General features: G+C 72.7%; 20 protein-coding genes. 8 read left to right on the forward strand and 12 right to left on the reverse strand.

Annotated elements, in window-relative coordinates:
* Positions 1-525, forward strand: a 525-nt coding sequence (locus AB0H81_RS37570; protein ID WP_358384829.1) for an asparaginase, incomplete at its 5' end; no start/stop codon positions are given.
* 9 nt (positions 526-534) lie between these two features.
* Here AB0H81_RS37570 and AB0H81_RS37575 read toward each other — a convergent pair.
* The 3 genes from AB0H81_RS37575 to AB0H81_RS37585 form a co-directional block, all read right to left on the reverse strand.
* Complete coding sequence (locus AB0H81_RS37575; protein ID WP_358384832.1) at positions 535-1,134, reverse strand: ankyrin repeat domain-containing protein; 600 nt, start codon at positions 1,132-1,134, stop codon at positions 535-537.
* A gap of 164 nt (positions 1,135-1,298) precedes the next feature.
* Positions 1,299-2,945 (reverse strand): DUF2207 domain-containing protein, encoded by a 1,647-nt coding sequence (locus tag AB0H81_RS37580; RefSeq protein WP_358384834.1) that lies wholly within the window; start codon positions 2,943-2,945, stop codon positions 1,299-1,301.
* A 77-nt stretch (positions 2,946-3,022) separates the two neighbouring features.
* A complete protein-coding gene (locus tag AB0H81_RS37585) occupies positions 3,023-4,123 on the reverse strand; it encodes an FAD-dependent monooxygenase (RefSeq protein WP_358384836.1) in 1,101 nt (366 codons plus the stop codon).
* A gap of 116 nt (positions 4,124-4,239) precedes the next feature.
* Between AB0H81_RS37585 and AB0H81_RS37590 the strand changes: the two genes are divergently transcribed.
* Entirely contained in the window at positions 4,240-5,172 is a 933-nt protein-coding gene (locus AB0H81_RS37590) for a TetR/AcrR family transcriptional regulator C-terminal domain-containing protein (RefSeq protein WP_358384839.1), read from the forward strand.
* A 61-nt stretch (positions 5,173-5,233) separates the two neighbouring features.
* On the opposite strand, the gene AB0H81_RS37595 is transcribed toward AB0H81_RS37590, so the two are convergent.
* Positions 5,234-5,995, reverse strand: coding sequence for an alanyl-tRNA editing protein (locus AB0H81_RS37595; protein ID WP_358384841.1), 762 nt, complete (start codon positions 5,993-5,995; stop codon positions 5,234-5,236).
* Positions 5,996-6,024: 29 nt separating this feature from the next.
* Here AB0H81_RS37595 and AB0H81_RS37600 point away from each other — a divergent pair, with 29 nt between their 5' ends.
* Complete coding sequence (locus AB0H81_RS37600) at positions 6,025-6,846, forward strand: SGNH/GDSL hydrolase family protein (protein WP_358384844.1); 822 nt, start codon at positions 6,025-6,027, stop codon at positions 6,844-6,846.
* 13 nt (positions 6,847-6,859) lie between these two features.
* Here the strand turns inward: AB0H81_RS37600 and AB0H81_RS37605 are convergent, their stop codons facing one another.
* From AB0H81_RS37605 to AB0H81_RS37635, 7 genes are all read right to left on the reverse strand, one after another.
* Positions 6,860-7,222, reverse strand: coding sequence for a DUF2516 family protein (locus AB0H81_RS37605; protein WP_358384847.1), 363 nt, complete (start codon positions 7,220-7,222; stop codon positions 6,860-6,862).
* A 139-nt stretch (positions 7,223-7,361) separates the two neighbouring features.
* The gene (locus AB0H81_RS37610; RefSeq protein WP_358384850.1) at positions 7,362-7,781 is read right to left on the reverse strand and encodes a hypothetical protein; all 420 of its coding nucleotides are present in this window, start codon (positions 7,779-7,781) and stop codon (positions 7,362-7,364) included.
* A 3-nt stretch (positions 7,782-7,784) separates the two neighbouring features.
* Positions 7,785-8,279, reverse strand: a complete 495-nt coding sequence (locus AB0H81_RS37615; RefSeq protein ID WP_358384852.1) for a helix-turn-helix transcriptional regulator — start codon at positions 8,277-8,279, stop codon at positions 7,785-7,787.
* Positions 8,280-8,339: 60 nt separating this feature from the next.
* Positions 8,340-9,245, reverse strand: coding sequence for a M56 family metallopeptidase (locus AB0H81_RS37620; protein ID WP_358384855.1), 906 nt, complete (start codon positions 9,243-9,245; stop codon positions 8,340-8,342).
* Positions 9,242-9,598: a BlaI/MecI/CopY family transcriptional regulator gene (locus AB0H81_RS37625; RefSeq protein WP_358384877.1), complete on the reverse strand. Its 357-nt coding sequence runs from the start codon at positions 9,596-9,598 to the stop codon at positions 9,242-9,244. The genes AB0H81_RS37620 and AB0H81_RS37625 overlap by 4 nt, the downstream gene beginning before the upstream one ends.
* A 112-nt stretch (positions 9,599-9,710) precedes the next feature.
* Positions 9,711-10,535, reverse strand: a complete 825-nt coding sequence (locus tag AB0H81_RS37630) for a class I SAM-dependent methyltransferase (RefSeq protein WP_358384858.1) — start codon at positions 10,533-10,535, stop codon at positions 9,711-9,713.
* Positions 10,528-11,271 (reverse strand): SDR family NAD(P)-dependent oxidoreductase, encoded by a 744-nt coding sequence (locus AB0H81_RS37635; protein ID WP_358384860.1) that lies wholly within the window; start codon positions 11,269-11,271, stop codon positions 10,528-10,530. The genes AB0H81_RS37630 and AB0H81_RS37635 overlap by 8 nt, the downstream gene beginning before the upstream one ends.
* A gap of 142 nt (positions 11,272-11,413) precedes the next feature.
* Here AB0H81_RS37635 and mshA point away from each other — a divergent pair, with 142 nt between their 5' ends.
* From mshA to AB0H81_RS37650, 3 genes are read left to right on the forward strand one after another with little or no spacing between them, the layout of a single operon-like run.
* Positions 11,414-12,652, forward strand: coding sequence for a D-inositol-3-phosphate glycosyltransferase (mshA, locus tag AB0H81_RS37640; protein WP_358384880.1), 1,239 nt, complete (start codon positions 11,414-11,416; stop codon positions 12,650-12,652).
* A 36-nt stretch (positions 12,653-12,688) separates the two neighbouring features.
* Entirely contained in the window at positions 12,689-13,207 is a 519-nt protein-coding gene (locus tag AB0H81_RS37645; RefSeq protein ID WP_358384863.1) for a YbjN domain-containing protein, read from the forward strand.
* 39 nt (positions 13,208-13,246) lie between these two features.
* Entirely contained in the window at positions 13,247-13,990 is a 744-nt protein-coding gene (locus AB0H81_RS37650) for a phosphoglyceromutase (RefSeq protein ID WP_358384865.1), read from the forward strand.
* A gap of 101 nt (positions 13,991-14,091) precedes the next feature.
* Here the strand turns inward: AB0H81_RS37650 and phoU are convergent, their stop codons facing one another.
* A complete protein-coding gene (gene phoU / locus AB0H81_RS37655) occupies positions 14,092-14,736 on the reverse strand; it encodes a phosphate signaling complex protein PhoU (RefSeq protein ID WP_358384868.1) in 645 nt (214 codons plus the stop codon).
* Positions 14,737-14,859: 123 nt separating this feature from the next.
* Between phoU and AB0H81_RS37660 the strand changes: the two genes are divergently transcribed.
* Positions 14,860-16,038 carry an ATP-binding protein gene (locus AB0H81_RS37660; RefSeq protein ID WP_358384871.1) on the forward strand — a complete coding sequence of 393 codons (1,179 nt, stop codon included), beginning with the start codon at positions 14,860-14,862 and terminating at the stop codon, positions 16,036-16,038.
* Complete coding sequence (locus tag AB0H81_RS37665; protein WP_358384874.1) at positions 16,035-16,727, forward strand: response regulator transcription factor; 693 nt, start codon at positions 16,035-16,037, stop codon at positions 16,725-16,727. The genes AB0H81_RS37660 and AB0H81_RS37665 overlap by 4 nt, the downstream gene beginning before the upstream one ends.
* The last annotated feature ends 72 nt before the right edge of the window (positions 16,728-16,799 follow it).

Consider the following 16,799-nt stretch of genomic DNA (forward strand, 5'->3'; position numbering starts at 1 on the left):
TGCGTGGCGAACGGCTGGCCGCTCGACACCTACCTGGAGGTCACGCACCCGCTCCAGCGGGCGATCCGGGCCACGGCGGAGGACCTCACCGGGGAGCGGATGGCCGCCGCCGGCGTGGACGGCTGCGGGGCGCCGTTGTACTTCGTGTCGATGCTGGGGATGGCGCGGGCGTTCCGCGCCTTCCCGCTCGGCGAGGCCGGCTCGCCCGAGCGGCGGATCTTCGAGGCCGTGACGGCGTATCCCGAGTGGACGTCGGGCAGCAGCCGGGTGGAGGTGTCGCTCATGCGGGCCGTGCCGGGGCTGATGCTGAAGTCGGGGGCGGAAGGCTTCGAGGTGTTCGCCTTCGAGGACGGCCGCGCTGGTGCGGTCAAGGTCGAGGACGGGGCGCAGCGGGCGCGGACGCCGGTGACGGTCGCGGCGCTGCGCTCGCTGGGCCTGGACACGGGTGAGCTGCCCGCCACGACGCCCGTCCTGGGCGGCGGCCGGGTCGTCGGCGAGCTGCGTCTGGCCGCCGCCCCGGCCTGACCCCGCGGCTCAGGGACGCGGGTGGGTGGCGTCGCGCAGGAGGGCCGCGATCTCCAGGTGTCCCTTGGCGACCGCGTGCTCGAACGCCGTCACACCGTCGCGGTCCGTGCGCCCGGCGTCGGCGCCGGCCGCCAGCAGCAGCCGGACGACCTCCTGGTAGCGCTCCGATCCGTCGCCCACGATGACCGCCTCCAGCAGCGCCGTCAGGCCCAGGTCGTCGGTGTGGTCCACGTCGGCGCCCGCCTCCAGCGCCGCGCGCACGCAGTCGGCGTGGCCGCGCTCGCCGGCCAGGATCAGCACCGTCGCGCCGTCGCGGTTGGCGCGCTCGACGTCGGGCCCGGCGGGCAGCAGCACGCGCAGCAGCGCCGCGCTGCCCGTCATCCCGGTCACCAGCCACGGCGTGTCGCCCTGGAGATCGGCCGCGTCGGGGTCGGCCCCGGCGGACACGAGGAGCTGCGCCACCTCCACGTGGTCCGCGGCGGCGGCCAGGAGCAGCGGGGTGCGGCCCCGGGCGTCGCGTGCCTCGAGCCCGGCCCCCTCGGTCACGGCCTCACGTACGGCGACGGCGTCGCCGCTGGCCGCGGCCGTCAGCAGTTCCTCGTCGCGCACGCCCGATCCTTTCACGCCGGCGCCCGCCCGCCGTGGCAGGGCCCGTCCGGCGCGTCTCCCACCTCGCCTACCCTCCGGCACGCCCTCCGCACCCACGCCGACCAGCGGCTCCTCACCTGTCGAAGGTGTCACATCCCGGCGGCCGGGGCTCGGCCGGGGCGGGGTCAGAGGGTGCGGAACTGGCGGGTGGCCGAGATGGCGCCCGACGTGGTGGTGGTGAACGTGCGCATCGAGCCCGCGAACTTCGACAGGTCCCACTCCGCCGGCCCGTGGTACCAGTACAGGTTGTCGGCCTCGTGCCCGTTGCCGGTGACCGAGGCGACGATGCGCGACCAGTGCTCCACCCCGTCGAAGATCACCGCGTACGGGAGGTAGCGGGAGAACAGCTCCACCCGGTGCGTCTCGGGCACCTCGCCCAGGTCGCCCGAGAACAGGTACTCCCGGAACGCCAGCGTGTGCGCCAGCGCCGCCGACCCGCGGGCCGTCTTGGCCGGCATGTACGGCCCGCCCACGGCCAGCGCGCCGCCCGCGATGATCAGGGCCAGTCCGAGCAGCCCGTACGAGGTGAACCAGGCCAGCGCCACGGTGGCCAGCACGCCCACGCCGATGAGCGCGACCCCGGCCATCGTCCACTTGGTGCGCTCGGCGTCGGGCCGGCGGGCGAACCAGCCCTGCCTGACCACGTCGGCGTACAGGGCGTCGCGCACCTCGCCCAGGTGGCTGGCGAACGAGCCGGACAGCTGCGACAGCAGCACCGCGTCGCGCCCCTCGAAGATGGCGTCGTAGAGCGCCCGCTCGTACGGCAGGAGGGCGGCGGGATGCCCGGCCGGCAGCCTGACCAGCATCCAGTCGGGCGCGTCGTACGCCTGCCGGGGCTGCTCGTCGATCCGTAGGAACCCGCGCACGGCCAGGTCCACGATCGTCGCCGTCACGTCGACCACGTCGGCCTGCTCGTCCACGAGCGTGCCGATCTGGCCGGGTCGGACGCCGTCGGGCGGGGAGAAGTGCCCGTTCTGCACGGGTACGCCCGTGTCGTGGTCCTTCTCGTGGGCGACCACCCGGGCGTCGCGCCCGCGCGTCCAGTACAGCAGCCCCACGCCGCCGAGCAGCAGCACGAGGAGGGCGGCGAGCGCGCCTCCGGTGACGGTGTTCAGTGCGAACGCGGAGGCCAGCGAGAAGCGCCGGTCCAGGATGGGGGCCCCAGCGCTGGCCCCCTTGGGGTAGGCGACGACGACGGTGAGCGCCTGCCCGGGAGCCAGGTTCTCCTGTTCGAAGTCGGCCTGGGTGCCGGTGTGGTCCATGGCGGCCGAGGTGCAGCCGACGGCGGAGGTGAGCTCGCCGGCGAAGCACGACAGGCTCTGCACCAGGCTCGGCCCGGCGACCTTGACCGTGGCCTTGGCGACGGGGACGCTCCACCCGTTCACCGCGAACCACCGCATCTCCTGCACGTCGCCGGCGGGTGTCACCGTGCCCTTGACGTCGTACTCGACCGTGGCGGGCGCGGTGACGGTCAGCACGTCGCCGGACAGCTTGCCGCCCTTGACGTTCGAGACCTGATAGAGCCGGTCGTCGGCGTCGTCGTGGCGGGTCCGGGTGAGGAAGGTCCGCCGCAGCGCGCCCGTCGCGCCGGAGAGCTTCTCGGTGACGTGCAGCGTGCCGTCCTTGCGGAGGGTCATCGTGATCTCGTCGGTCAGCCCCGCGCGGGCGGCCTGGGCCGGGGCCGGGGTGGTCACGAGGAGCGTCGCCGCCAGGGCGGCCGGCGCCAGAACGGCGGCGCTCGTGGCGGCCAGCGCACGCCTGTATCCCGTCATGGCCGGACATCGTAGCGGCAACCGGCACGCCGCCTCGTGGGCCGTCTCCAGGGCCGCCTTCCGCGCGACAAGACGGGTCAGCGGTCGAGGGAGATCGCCGTGGCCGCCCGCCGCACACTCTCGTCGGACGCGCCCCCGCCGGGGTTCTCCATGGCGAGCTCCTGGTTGAGCCGGACGAACGGCCGCATCCGCTCCTCGTACCGGTCGAAGGCGCCCTGCCGGTCCGCGCCGAGCTCCTGCGCCAGCACGTACGCCCCCACCATGGCGAGGCTGCTGCCCTGGCCCGACAGCGGCGAGGCGCAGTAGCCCGCGTCGCCCAGCAGCGCGACCCGGCCCGTGGACCAGCGGTCCATGTGGATCTGGGCCATGGCGTCGAAGTAGAAGTCGTCGGCCTCCCACATCGCCTTCATCAGCCGCGGCGTCTCCCAGCCCAGCGGCGAGCAGTGCTCCTCGACGAGCCGCTTCTGCGCCTCGACGTCGCGGTGGTCGTAGGCGATCGGCTGCTCGGCGCCGAACCCGGCGTTCACCCGCATCGTGACGTTGCCCGGGGCACTGTAGACGCCGTAGCCGGCGTCGCCCTCGCGATGCCAGACCTGCCAGCTGTCGAGGCCGAGGAAGTTGGGGGCGCTGTAGATGGAGACGTACATGCCGAGGTGGCGGATGAAGCGCGACTCGTCGCCGAACGCGAGCGCGCGGACGTTGGAGTGCAGGCCGTCGGCGCCGACCACGTAGTCGAAGCGCCGCCGCCCGCCGCGCTCGAACGTCACGTCCACGCCGCCGGCGTCCTGCTCCAGCGCGGTGATGGAGTCGTCGTAGATCACCTCGGTGTCGCCGGCCGCCCGGGTGACGATGGCGACGAGGTCGTCGCGCATGATCTCGACGTCGTCGCCGTCCAGCCGGCCGCCGCTGACCGTGCGCTCGGTGGTGCGCATGATCTCGTTGCCGTCGCGGTCGACCATCGCCATGCCGAGCATGTGCGTCCGCTTGGCGAGGACCTGCTCCAGGATCCCCATCCGCTCGGCGACGGTGACGGCGGCGCCCCGGAGGTCGACGGCCTGGCCGCCCCGGCGCGGGCCGCGGGCGCGCTCCACGATCGTCACGTCGAGGCCGTGACGGGCCAGCCAGTACGCGAGGGCGGGACCGCCGATGCCGGCGCCGGAGACGAGAACGGTGCTCATGGGATACCCCTGTCTGTATGGACGCTGTACGGCGCTGAATGTACAGCGTATTTTCACAGCAGACAACCAGCTCAATGTACTATTCTGTACTAGTACAGCGATGACCAGGAGGTTCGATGTCGACCCCGCCGTACCTGCAGATCGTCCAGGACGTGAAGGCCCGCGTGATCCGCGGCGAGCTGAGGGAGGGAGACCGGGTGCCCTCGACCCGGCGGCTCGCCCGGGAGTGGAGCGTCGCGCTGGCGACCGCCGCAAAGGCGCTCAGCGTGCTGGCCCAGGAGGGTGTCGTCCGGGCAGAGCCGCGCGTCGGCACGGTGGTGACCTCGTGGCGGCCCGGAGGCGTCCCGCGGGGGCCGTCGGCGGGGGTCCGGAGGGCCGGGGGAGGGGAGCAGGAGCTGACGCGGGAGCGCGTCGTCGCCGTGGCCGTCGAGACGGCCGACGCCGAAGGGCTGGCCGCCGTGTCCATGCGGGGCGTCGCCGGGCGGCTCGGCGTGTCCACGATGTCGCTCTACCGCCACGTGCGCGACAAGGACGACCTCGTCGGGCTGATGACCGACGCGGCGATCGCGGAGTTCCCGCTCCCCGACGAGCCGCCGCCCGGCTGGCGGGCCCGGCTGGAGGTCTCGGCGCGCCTGCAGTGGGCCGCCTGCCGCAGGCACCCGTGGCTGGCCTGGGTCACCTCGCTCACCCGGCCGCGGCCCTCGCCCGGCCTGCTCCGGCACGCCGAATGGGCGCTCGCGGCGATCGACGGCCACGGCCTCGACCCGGACACGATGATGCAGGTCCACATCCTGCTCTACAGCTACGTCCAGGGCATCGCGGCCAACCTGGAGCTGGAGCAGCAGGCCCAGGCCGCCACCGGCCTGACCGACGACGAGTGGATGGACCGGCACGCCCCGTACCCCGCGCTGGTCGCCCTGGGCGGCTATCCGACGTTCGTCAAGGTGGTCGAGGACCTGGGCGGCGACTTCGACCTCGATCTCGACCGGCTCTTCGAGTTCGGCCTGCGCCCGCTCCTCGACGGCCTGGCACTGATCATCGATCGGTGAGCCTCGCGCCGAGTCGCCGAGTCGCCGAGGGACCGGGCGTCGGTGGGGCGGCCCTCGCGGGTCAGTCGCAGATCTCGACGCGCACCCGGCGGAACCCGCGACCCTTGCTCTCGATCTTGGCGACCCGCAGCCGGCCGATCTGCCGGGTCGAGGCCACGTGGGTGCCGCCGTCGGCCTGCGTGTCGAGCCCCACGATGTCGACGATCCGCACGTCCGTCACCGACTCCGGCACCAGGTTGGACGCGGTGCGGATGATGTCGGGGATGGCGAACGCCTCCGGCCGGGGCAGCACCCGCACGTCGATGCGCCGGTCGGCCTGGATCTCGGCGTTGCAGGCGGCCTCCACGGCGTCACGGAAGCCCGGCGGCACCTCCGGCAGGTTGAAGTCCATGCGGGCCGAGCCGACCGTGCCGCGCTCGGGCACGAGCATGGCTTCCATGTTGCCGCCCGTCACCAGCGAGCCGTAGTCGCGGAAGACGACCCCACACAGCACGTGCAGCCCCGAGTGGGTGCGCATGAGGGCGGAGCGGCGCTCGTCGGCCACGGCCGCCCGCACCGTCGTGCCCACGGGCGGGACCGGGTCGCCCTCGGCCGGGATGAGCTGGAGGTCGTCGCCCTTGCGCACGCCCTCGATCCGCGTCTCCACTCCCTGCCAGAGCAGAACTCCGTGATCGGCGGGCTGGCCGCCCCCGCCCGGATAGAATGCGGACCGGTCCAAGACGATTCCGTCGGGCGTGGCGTCGAGGACGACGGCCTCGAAGTCGCGAAGGTTCTGGTCGGCCAGTTCGAGCCTTCGCGTGCGTCCATGGAGGTCGATGGTCATGGCGGCAGCCTAGAGCTCCTGAGGTGGCGATGCGCGACCTGGTGCGTTCTCCCCTGACCGCATCGGCCGCGCTGATCCTGGCGATATGTCCAGTCATATCAGGATGTACGGCCAGCGCCGCCCCGCCCCCCTCGGGGATCCCCGGCCACCCCGCGGCCGCCTCCCACGCCGCCGCCTCCCACGCGCCCGGCCCCGCGCCTTCGGCGGGTCCGCCCGGTTCCGGGCTTGGGCAGTCCAGCGCGTCGTCCACGCGCCGCTCCCTGCCCGCGCCTCCGGACCGCCGCGAGCCGGGGGCGGCGCCGGTGATGATGGTCCTGGGCGACAGCTTCACCGTCGGCTCCGGCCCCGTGCCCCGCTGGCGGGCCTACGCGTGCCAGGCGGCCCGCCTGCTCGGCTGGCAGCCGGTCGTCGCCGGCGCGGGCGGCACCGGCTACCTCAACCGCGGGCGCGCCGGTCGCACGTTCCAGCAGTCGTACGAGGAGGAGCTGGCCTGGCGCCCGGCCCCGGACGTGCTCGTCGTCTCCGGCGGCCACAACGACCAGCGTTGGAGCGCCGAGCAGGTCGGGCGGGCGGCCGCCCGGCTGGTGCGCGACGTGCGGGTGGGCTGGCCCGCCACGAGGGTCGTCCTCGTCGGCCCGATCTGGCTGGAGGCGGCCCCGGCCAAGGCCCTGCGCATCCGCGACACCCTGGCCGCGGTCGCCCGGCGGGAGGGCGTGGAGTTCCTCGACCCGTTGCGGCGCCGCTGGGTCAGCGGCGACCCGTCGGTCGTGGTGCTGCCCGACGGCGTCCACCCCACGCCCGCCGGGCACCTGATGCTGGCCCGCTGGCTGGCGCGGTCCCTGCGCAGCTAGCGGGCCGGAGGGTCTACCAGCCGCCGTAGGGGCCGCCACCGCGGCCCATGCCCTTGACGGCCGGCTTCACGTCCACGATGTAGATCACGGCGGCGATGACCGCGGCGATCGAGAAGATGCTCACCGCGCCGAGCCCGATGAACTGCATGCCGCCGACGATGAGGAACGCGTTGAGGAACGACCACGCGCCCGCCAGCGAGAACAGCGTCGCCAGCGCCAGGATGATCAGCCAGATGTTCTTCTTCAGCTTGCCCGCCGCGACGAACGCGGCCGGCGGCACCCGCAGCGCGTGCACCAGCCCGTAGGCCGACATGCCGAAGATGCCGGCGGAGAGCATCAGGAAGAGGAAGTTCAGTCCGCCGTTGACGATGTCCATGTGTGCGCTCCGCCTCACGCTCGCGATGAATCGGCTTCAGCCTAATGGCCCGTCCGGCCCGCCGGGCACTTGCCGTACGGACGGATGAGTACCGAAAGGCCCGCCCCCGGGGACGGGGACGGGCCTCACGGGCGGACGGTCAGGCCTTGGCCTTGGTGGTCGTGCGGGTCTTCCTGGCCGGGGTGACCGGGGTGGCGACGGGCGGCTCGGCGGCCTCCGACACCTCCTCCAGCTCCAGCGCGGCCTCGCCGCTCACCTTGCTGACGGCCTTGCGGCCACGGGAGGCGAAGTCCTCGTAGACCACGGAGGCGCGCTGGGTGAGCTGGTCGGCGTAGACGCGGGCCTTCTCCGGCAGCTCCTTGGCGAAGCCCTCGGCCTTGTCGGCGTAGACGCGGGCCAGCTCGGGCAGGTCCTTGCCGAGGTCGCCCCGGCGCGCCTGCAGCTTCTGGAGCTGCTCGGGCAGCTCGCGCAGCTTCTCGACGGCGTAGTCGCCGACGCCCGCGACGGCGTAGAACGGCTTGGAATCGGTGAGCTTCTTGACCTCGGTGGCGAGCGTCATGGGTTAACCTTCCTTGGTTTCCTGGTTGACGGTGCCGTTGCCGGTGGATGCCGCGTAGGGCTCAAGAGCGGCGAGAAGCTCCTCCGGCAGCGGCTGCTCGTCGTCCGTGACGGAGTCGCTCCGGGGATGAGCTTTCTGGGAGGTCTGCTCATCTCCGGCGCGCTTCTCTTTACGGAACGACTCATAGATATCAATCAGCACCTGGCGTTGCCGCTCGGTGAGATGCGTGTCGGCCCTGATGGCGGTGACGACGTCGCTCGGGGTCTCACGGTCCTCGATGAGGCCGGCCTGCACGTACAGCGCCTGGGCGGAGATGTGCAGGCCCTTGGCGATCTGGTTGAGGATCTCCGCGCTCGGCTTGCGCAGGCCGCGCTCGATCTGGCTCAGGTAGGGGTTGGAGACCCCCGCCGCCGCCGCGAGCTGGCGCATCGAGATCTTCGCCTGCTGCCTCTGCTCACGGATGTACTCGCCGATCGAGCCGACCTTCGGTAGTGCCATGCCTCCATTGTGGGCCATAGTGCTTGCAATTGCAAACGGAATGGCTAACACCAGCAAGCGTTAGAGCTGGTAGATCCACAGGAGTGGCGCGGACGTGACCAACGTCACGGACAGCGCGACGGCGCCGTACCGGATGCTCACCGGCAGCTCCGGCACCGGCTTGAGCAGCCGGTCCACCCGGGCCATGAGGTTGTGGGCGCCTACGCCGAGCATGCCGTGCGGGGTCGGCATGGCCCCGGCCGTGCCGAACCTGAGCAGCGCGGTCGCGAGCCGGCGCGGCGAGCAGTAGCGGCGGGCGCGGTCGTCGGCGGCCATCTCGATGAGCAGCTCCACCTGGGCCTGGGCCTCGCGGACCACCTTCGACCAGGGCAGCGCCCGGCGCAGCGCCGAGAACGGCAGCAGCACCAGGTCGTGCCGCTCGCGCACGTGGGCCGCCTCGTGGGCGAGCACGGCGGCCATCTCGTCCTTCGACAGCAGGCTCAGCGCGCCCTGGCTGACCACGACCTGCGAGCGCAGCCCCGGCACGCAGTAGGCGGCCGCGCTCGGGTGGTCGAGCACGCGCACGCCGGGCAGCACCGGGTCGTCGTGGGAGATCAGCGCCAGCAGCGTGCGATGCCTCTGGCGGGCCCGCAGCGTCTGCACGCCCGCGGTCAGCAGGACGGCGACCAGCACGGCCAGCGCGGTGAGGCCGGCGACCATCGCCACCACGTGCAGCGCGTCCCACGGGGTGCGGGGCGAACGGCCGGTGGCGAAGGAGACCAGTCCGTGCAGCACGCCCTCGCCGTACGGCTGGACGGCGAAGGCCAGCATCGAGCCGGTGGTGGCCAGCCCCCAGGACACGCCCAGGGCCTGCCAGAGGAGGATCGCGGTCTTGGGGGCCCGGGAGGTCCAGCGGGCGGTGGTGAAACACCAGGAGCCGAGCCCGCACGCCGTGGCGAGCGCTGCCAGCACCGCTGCCGTGGTCACTCGTCCTCCAGCTCCGTGAGGGCTCTTCGCAGGATCTCCGCCTCAGGACCGGACACGCCCTGGGCGAAGCGGGTGAGGGCGGCCGAGCGGTCGCCCGTCATGTCGAGCGCTTCCAGCATAAGCTCCGCGACGTACGCGTCGCGGGTCGCCGCCGGCGCGTACCGCCATGCCCGGCCGTCGCGGGTGCGGTGGAGGAACCCCTTGCGGGTGAGACGGTCGAGAACGGTCATGACCGTGGTCGGGGCGAGGTCGCGGTCGGCGATGAGCCGGCCGACCTCGCGGGCGGTGAGCGCCGCGCTCTGCGCCCAGAGGATGTCCATGATGCTGCGTTCGAGCTCGCCGAGACCCTTCACACGCATCAGCGTAGTACTACGGCCTGTCGAGCACGCATCCGGACGACGTGAGACCTCCAGCACATCGGTCCACACCATCATCACCGAACGGCAAGAACCACCTCGAACCAGGTCAGTGCGTCCCCGTCAGAGGCGCGACGGCCTGCCACGGCAGCGTGACCTCGCCGAGCCGCCACCGGGCCACCCCGCCGAGGGGCGCCTGGCGCGGGATCGGCCACGTGCGGCCCAGCATGGTCACCGCCGCCAGCCACCGCTGCCGCAGCCCGTGCACCCCGTACGGCGCGCAGACCGCCCACGCGTGGTCGAAGTCGCGCAGGAAGGTGTGGATGCGCTCACCCGGGACGTTGCGGTGGATGAGCGTCTTGGGCAGCCGCTCGGCCAGGTCGGAGGGCCGTTCGAAGGCGTCGAAGCGGGCCGAGAGGGTGAGCGTGCGGGGGCCCTCGGCGGTCAGGCCGGCCCAGACCGCGCGGTGCCCGACCTCGGAGCAGGTGCCCTCGACCAGGACGCCTCCGGGGGCGAGCCGGCCGCGCAGCAGGTCCCAGTAGTGCCACGCCTCCGCCTCGCCGTACTGGCGCAGCACGTTGAACGCGCGCACCAGCACCGGCGGGCGCGGCACGGGCAGCTCGAACCCGCCGAGCGCGAAGCTCAGCCCCGGCCGCTCGTACGGCTTGGCCAGCGCGACCCGCGCCGGGTCGATCTCGATGCCCGTGACCTCGACGTCGGGCCGGATCCGGCGCAGCCGCGTGAACAGCTCCAGCGTCGTCACGTGCGAGGCGCCGTAGCCGAGGTCCACGACCAGGGGCCGCTCGGCGGCGCGCAGCAGGCCGCCGTGGGCCGCGGCGATCCACCGGTCGGCCCGCCGCAGCCGGTTCTGGCCGGTCGTGCCCCGGGTGATCGAGCCCACCGGCCGGCCCGCGGGTCCGGCCGGCCTAGCCACTGACGCGGTGGACCTTGTGCTGGGCGGCCTGCGCGCGGGGGCGCATGACGATGCGGTCGATGTTGACGTGGGACGGCCGGGTGACGGTCCAGGCGATCGCGTCGGCCACGTCGTCGGCGGTCAGCGGGTCGGGCACGCCCTCGTAGACCCGGCCGGCGGCCGCCTCGTCGCCCCGGAACCGGTTGACCGCGAACCCCTCGGTGCGCACCATGCCGGGGGCGATCTCCACCACCCGCACCGGCTGCCCGACCAGCTCCAGCCGCAGCGTGCCGGCCATGGACGACTGGGCGTGCTTGGCCGCGACGTAGCCCCCGCCGCCCTCGTAGGGCACCATGCCGGCGGTCGAGGTGAGGAGCACGACCACGCCGTCGCCCGACTCCACCAGTTTGGGCAGCAGCGCCTGGGTCACGCGCAGCGTGCCGAGCACGTTCGTGTCGAACATCCGCTGCCAGTCGTCGATCCGTCCCTCGGCGACGGTCTCCACGCCGAGCGCGCCGCCCGCGTTGTTGACGAGCACGTCGCAGCGCTCCAGCGCGGCGGCCAGTTCGTCCACCGACTCCTGCGAGGTCACGTCGAGTGTGACGGGCCTGATCGAGGGCACCTCCTCGGACAGCCGCTCCAGCCGGTCGCGCCGCCGGGCGCCCGCCACCACGTCGTAGCCCTCGGCGGCGAGGCGCCGCGCCGTCGCCTCGCCGATGCCGCTGCTCGCACCGGTCACCACAGCCGTTCTCCTCATGGGCCACATCCTGCCAGCACCGCGCGGGCGGTCCCGCTGCGACCGCATGCCGGGAATGCGGGAAAGATTTGGATGGTTATTTCCCTTTTGGAGGTGATGTCGGGTGAGGCGACGGCCGGTGAACCGGGTCGCGACGATCAGCATGCACACGTCACCGCTGGACCAGCCCGGCACGGGCGACGCCGGCGGCATGAACGTCTACATCGTCGAGTCGGCCAAGCGGCTCGCCCAGCTCGGCGTGGAGGTGGACATCTTCACCCGCGCCACCGCCGGCGACCTGCCGCCGGTGACCGAGCTCGCCCCCGGAGTGCTCGTCCGCCACCTCACCGCCGGGCCGTACGAGGAGCTCGACCGCGCCGACATGCCGAGCCAGCTCTGCGCGTTCCTGTCCGGCGTGCTGCGCACCGAGGCCATGTACGACCCCGGACGCTACGACGTCATCCACTCCCACTACTGGCTGTCGGGCCAGGTCGGCTGGCTGGCCAAGGAGCGCTGGGGCGTCCCCCTCGTCCACACCATGCACACCATGGCCAAGGTCAAGAACCTCCTGCTGGCCCGCGACGACCGGCCGGAGCCGCAGGCTCGCGTGGTCGGCGAGCAGCAGGTCGTCGAGATCGCCGACCGCCTCGTCGCCAACACCGCCGACGAGGCCCAGGAGCTCATCGAGCTGTACGGGGCGCCCGAGGAGCGGGTCGCCGTCGTGAACCCCGGCGTCAACCTCACCGTCTTCCAGCCCTCCTCCAAGGGCGCCGCCCGCCACCGGCTCGGCCTGCCGCAGGACGCCCACGTGCTGCTCTTCGTCGGCCGCATCCAGCCGCTGAAGGCCCCCGACGTGCTGCTGCGCGCCGCGTCCCGCATGCTCATCGAGGACCCGTCGCTGCGCGAGCGCCTCGTCGTCGCCTGCGTGGGCGGCCCCTCGGGCAACGGCCTGGCCCGGCCCAGCCTCCTCGTCGAGCTGGCCGCCGAGCTGGGCATCTCCGACGTGGTGCGGCTCGTGCCGCCCGCCCCGCAGGAGGAGCTGGCCGACTGGTACCGCGCCGCCGACGTCACCGTCGTGCCCTCGTACAGCGAGTCGTTCGGGCTGGTCGCGCTGGAGTCGCAGGCGTGCGGCACGCCCGTCGCCGCGGCCGCCGTCGGCGGGCTGCGCACGGCGGTGCGCGACGGCGTGTCCGGCGTCCTCGTGGACGGCCACGACGTGCACGAGTGGTCGCGCACGCTGCGCCGCTTCGTCACCTCGCCGCGCTGGCGCGAGAACCTGTCGGCGGGCGCGCGCACGCACGCCGCCGCCTTCGGCTGGCAGGCCACCGCCGCGCATCTCAAGGACGTCTACGCCGAAGCCGTCGCCCACCTGCACCGGCTGCCCCTCGCCGTCAACTCCTAGAGCGACCCGGGGCCGCCGGCTCGTAGGGTGTACGGCATGCGCGATGTCGTCGAAGCCGCGCTCAAGGCCGCGGACGTCTCCTACGACGAGCCCCGGCCCGGAGCCTTCCTGGTGAAGCTGCCGGGCCAGCACAAGCTGGCCACCATGACCTGGCTGATCGTCGGAGAGCAGGTGCTGCACGTCGAGGCGTTCTTCTGCCGCCAGCCGGACGAGAACCACGCCGAGTTCTACAAGTGGCTGCTCAGCCGCAACGGCGGCATGTACGGCGTGCACTTCTCCGTCGACCCGGTCGGCGACGTCTACCTCGTGGGCCGGGTGCCGCTCGCGGCCGTCGACGAGGACGAGGTCGACCGCCTCCTCGGCTGCGTGCTGACCTACTCCGACGACTGGTTCGACCGGGCGCTGGAGCTGGGGTTCGCCTCGTCGATCCGGCGCGAGTGGGAGTGGCGGGCCAAGCGGGGCGAGTCGCTGGCCAACCTCCAGGCGTTCGCCCGCTTCGCCGACCCCGGCCGCGCCGACCCCGCCTCCGCCGGCCCCGGCCGCGAGAGCACCTGACCCGGCGGCGTTTTGGAGGGGGCCCCTAGGATTGGCCGCATGGCGACTTTGGTGCTGCTGCGGCACGGCGAGAGCGACTGGAACGCGAAGGGCCTGTTCACCGGCTGGGTTGACGTCAGCCTGTCGGCCAAGGGCGAGGACGAGGCCCGCAGGGGAGGCAGGCTCCTGGTGGAGGCCGGGCTGCGGCCCGACGTGCTCCACACCAGCCTGATGACCAGGGCCATCCAGACGGCCCAGCTCGCGCTCGGCGAGGCCGACCTGCTCTGGCTGCCGGTGCGCCGCTCCTGGCGGCTCAACGAGCGCCACTACGGCGCCCTGCAGGGCAAGAACAAGGCGCAGACGCGCGAGGAGTTCGGCGACGAGCAGTTCATGCTGTGGCGCCGCTCCTACGACGTGCCGCCGCCCCCGATCGCCGACGACGACGAGTACTCCCAGGTGGGAGACCCCCGCTACGCGCTGCTGCCGCCGGAGCTCATGCCCCGCACGGAGTGCCTGAAGGACGTCGTGGACCGCATGCTGCCGTACTGGTACGACGCGATCGTCCCGGACCTCGCGGCCGGCCGCACGGTGCTCGTGGCCGCGCACGGCAACTCCCTGCGCGCGCTGGTCAAGCACCTCGACGGCGTCGGCGACGAGGAGATCGCGGGTCTCAACATCCCCACGGGCATCCCGCTGCGCTACGAGCTCGACGAGTCGTTCCGGCCGCTCCGGCCGGGCGGCGAGTACCTCGACCCCGACGCGGCCGCGGCGGCCATCCAGGCGGTCGCCAACCAGGGCCGCTGAAAGCCCCCGGAAGAGCGGAAACACCCGGAAGAGCGGAAAGCCCCCGGAGAACGCGCGGGCCGGCCCGGTGACCCCGGGCCGGCGGCGTGCGGACGTCGGCTTCAGGTGGGCCGCGAGCCCGTCACCAGGTAGACCACGCCGCTCGCGACACGCACCGCGTGGTCGGCGTACCTCTCGTAGTAGCGGCCGATGAGCGTGATGTCGATGGCCGGCTCCACGCCGTGCGCCCAGTCCTTGGCCAGGATCGTCCGGAACAATTTGCGGTGCAGCCGGTCCATGGCGTCGTCGTCCTGGTCCAGCTCCAGCGCCAACTCCACGTCGCGGGACGCGATGCAGCTCCCCGCCTTGGTGACCAGGTTCTCGGCGATCTGCCCCATCTCGACGATCGTGGAGCGGGCCTCGGCCGGGATCGCCGACTCGGGATGGCGCAGCCGCGCCACCTTGGCCACGTGGACCGCCAGGTCGCCCATGCGCTCCAGGTCGGTGCCCATGCGCAGCGCCGTGATGACCATCCGCAGGTCCACCGCGACGGGCTGCTGGCGGGCCATCAGCTCGAAGATCGTCGTCTCGACGTCCTCGAAGATGCCGTTCACCTCCGCGTCACGGGAGATGACACTCTCCGCGAGCTGCAGGTCGGAGTCCAGCAGGGCGGTCGTGGCCCGGGAGATGGCCGAGCGGACAAGCCTGGTCATCTCAACCAGCTTGTCGGTCAGGGAGTCGAGTTCCTCATGGTACGCATCGCGCATGCCGTCACCGTACGTGTGTGCCGATGAACGAACTCCGACCGCCAGATGAACTTTCCGGGAAAGGGGCGTTCATCCCCAGGTGAGAGGAGTGTGACGCGAAATCGTCCGCCTACCATCGAAGGCATGAGTGAGATGGCCATGAGCTTCGCGGCCCTGGCCGGCTTCGTCGTGGGGGCAGTCGCGGTCCTGTTCTACCGCAACCAGATCGAGGGCCCCCGGCGTGCCGCCAAGGTCGAGGCGCCCGACCCGGGCGCGCTGCCGCAGGGCGTCGCATCGGTGCTGGCCGTACTGCCGTCCTCCGCGGTCGTCCTCGACGCGCACGACCGCGTGCTGCGCGCCAGTTCGGCCGCGCGCGCGTTCGGACTGGTCAAGGGCGAGAGGCTGATGGCCGCCGAGCTGCTCGCCCTCGCCCGGCAGGTACGCAGGGACGGCGAGATCAGGGAGAGCGAGATCGACGTCGCCGGCCACAAGTTCGGCCAGGAGACCACCAGCTTCGCGGTCCGCGTGGCGCCCCTCGGCTCCTACGGGCAGGTGCTGGTGCTCGCCGAGGACCAGACCGAGCGGCGCCGGGTCGAGGCCGTCCGCCGCGACTTCGTCGCCAACGTCAGCCACGAGCTCAAGACGCCCGTGGGCGCCCTCAGCCTGCTCGCCGAGACCATCCAGGACGCCGCCGACGACCCCGTGGCGGTCACCCGCTTCGCCGGCCGCATGCAGCACGAGGCGGCCCGGCTCACCTACCTCGTCCAGGACCTCATCACGCTGAGCCGCATCCAGGGCGCCGAACCCATCCCGACCCCCGGCCAGGTGGCGATCGACGAGGCCATCCACGACGCCATCGACCGCTGCAACACCCGCGCCATCGCCAAGGACATCACGCTCGCCACCGGCGGCGCCGAGGGGCTGCGCGCCTGGGGCGACGACGAGCTGCTCGTCACCGCCCTGCGCAACCTCATCGACAACGCCATCGCCTACAGCCCCGAGCACACCCGCGTCGTCGTCAGCGTCAGACCGGCCGGTGACTCCATCGAGGTCAGCGTCAGCGACCAGGGCATCGGCATCCCGGAGGAGTCACTGGAGCGCATCTTCGAGCGCTTCTTCCGCGTCGACGCGGCGAGGTCGCGCGCGACCGGCGGCACCGGCCTCGGCCTGGCGATCGTCAAGCACGTGGCGGCCGCCCACGCCGGCGAGGTCTCCGTCTGGAGCAAGGAAGGCTCCGGCTCCACGTTCACGCTGCGGCTGCCCGCCTTCGGCGGCACCGCCGTGCCAGTACAACCCGCGAACCCCCTGGAGGCGGCCCGATGACCCGAGTGCTGGTGGTGGAGGACGAGGAGTCCTTCTCCGACGCGCTGTCCTACATGCTGCGCAAGGAGGGCTTCGAGGTCTCCGTGGCGGCCACCGGCCCCGAGGCGCTCGAGACGTTCGACCGCAACGGCGCCGACCTGGTGCTGCTCGACCTCATGCTGCCCGGCCTGCCCGGCACCGAGGTGTGCCGGTCGCTGCGGCAGCGCTCCAAGGTGCCCGTGATCATGCTGACCGCCAAGGACAGCGAGATCGACAAGGTCGTGGGCCTGGAGCTCGGGGCCGACGACTACGTCACCAAGCCGTTCTCCTCGCGGGAGCTCGTGGCGCGCATCCGCGCGGTGCTGCGGCGGCAGGGCGATCCCGTGGAGGAGCTGGAGAGCGCCGTGCTCGCGGTCGGCCCGGTCCGCATGGACGTCGACCGGCACGTCGTCGCGGTGCGCGGCGAGCAGGTGCAGCTCCCGCTGAAGGAGTTCGAGCTGCTGGAGGTGCTGCTGCGCAACGCCGGCCGCGTGCTGACGCGCGGGCAGCTCATCGACCGGGTCTGGGGCGCCGACTACGTGGGCGACACCAAGACCCTGGACGTCCACGTCAAGCGGCTGCGCGCGAAGATCGAGTCCGACCCGTCCAACCCGCGCTGCATCCTGACGGTGCGGGGGCTCGGCTACAAGTTCGACTCCGCCGACGCCTGACCTCCCGGGCGACACGCCCGGGGGCACGCGGGGCATGCGAAACCCCGGCCCGCTCGTGCGGGCCGGGGTTTC

This window comes from Nonomuraea sp. NPDC050691, assembly GCF_040654455.1.
Taxonomy (GTDB): Bacteria; Actinomycetota; Actinomycetes; order Streptosporangiales; family Streptosporangiaceae; genus Nonomuraea.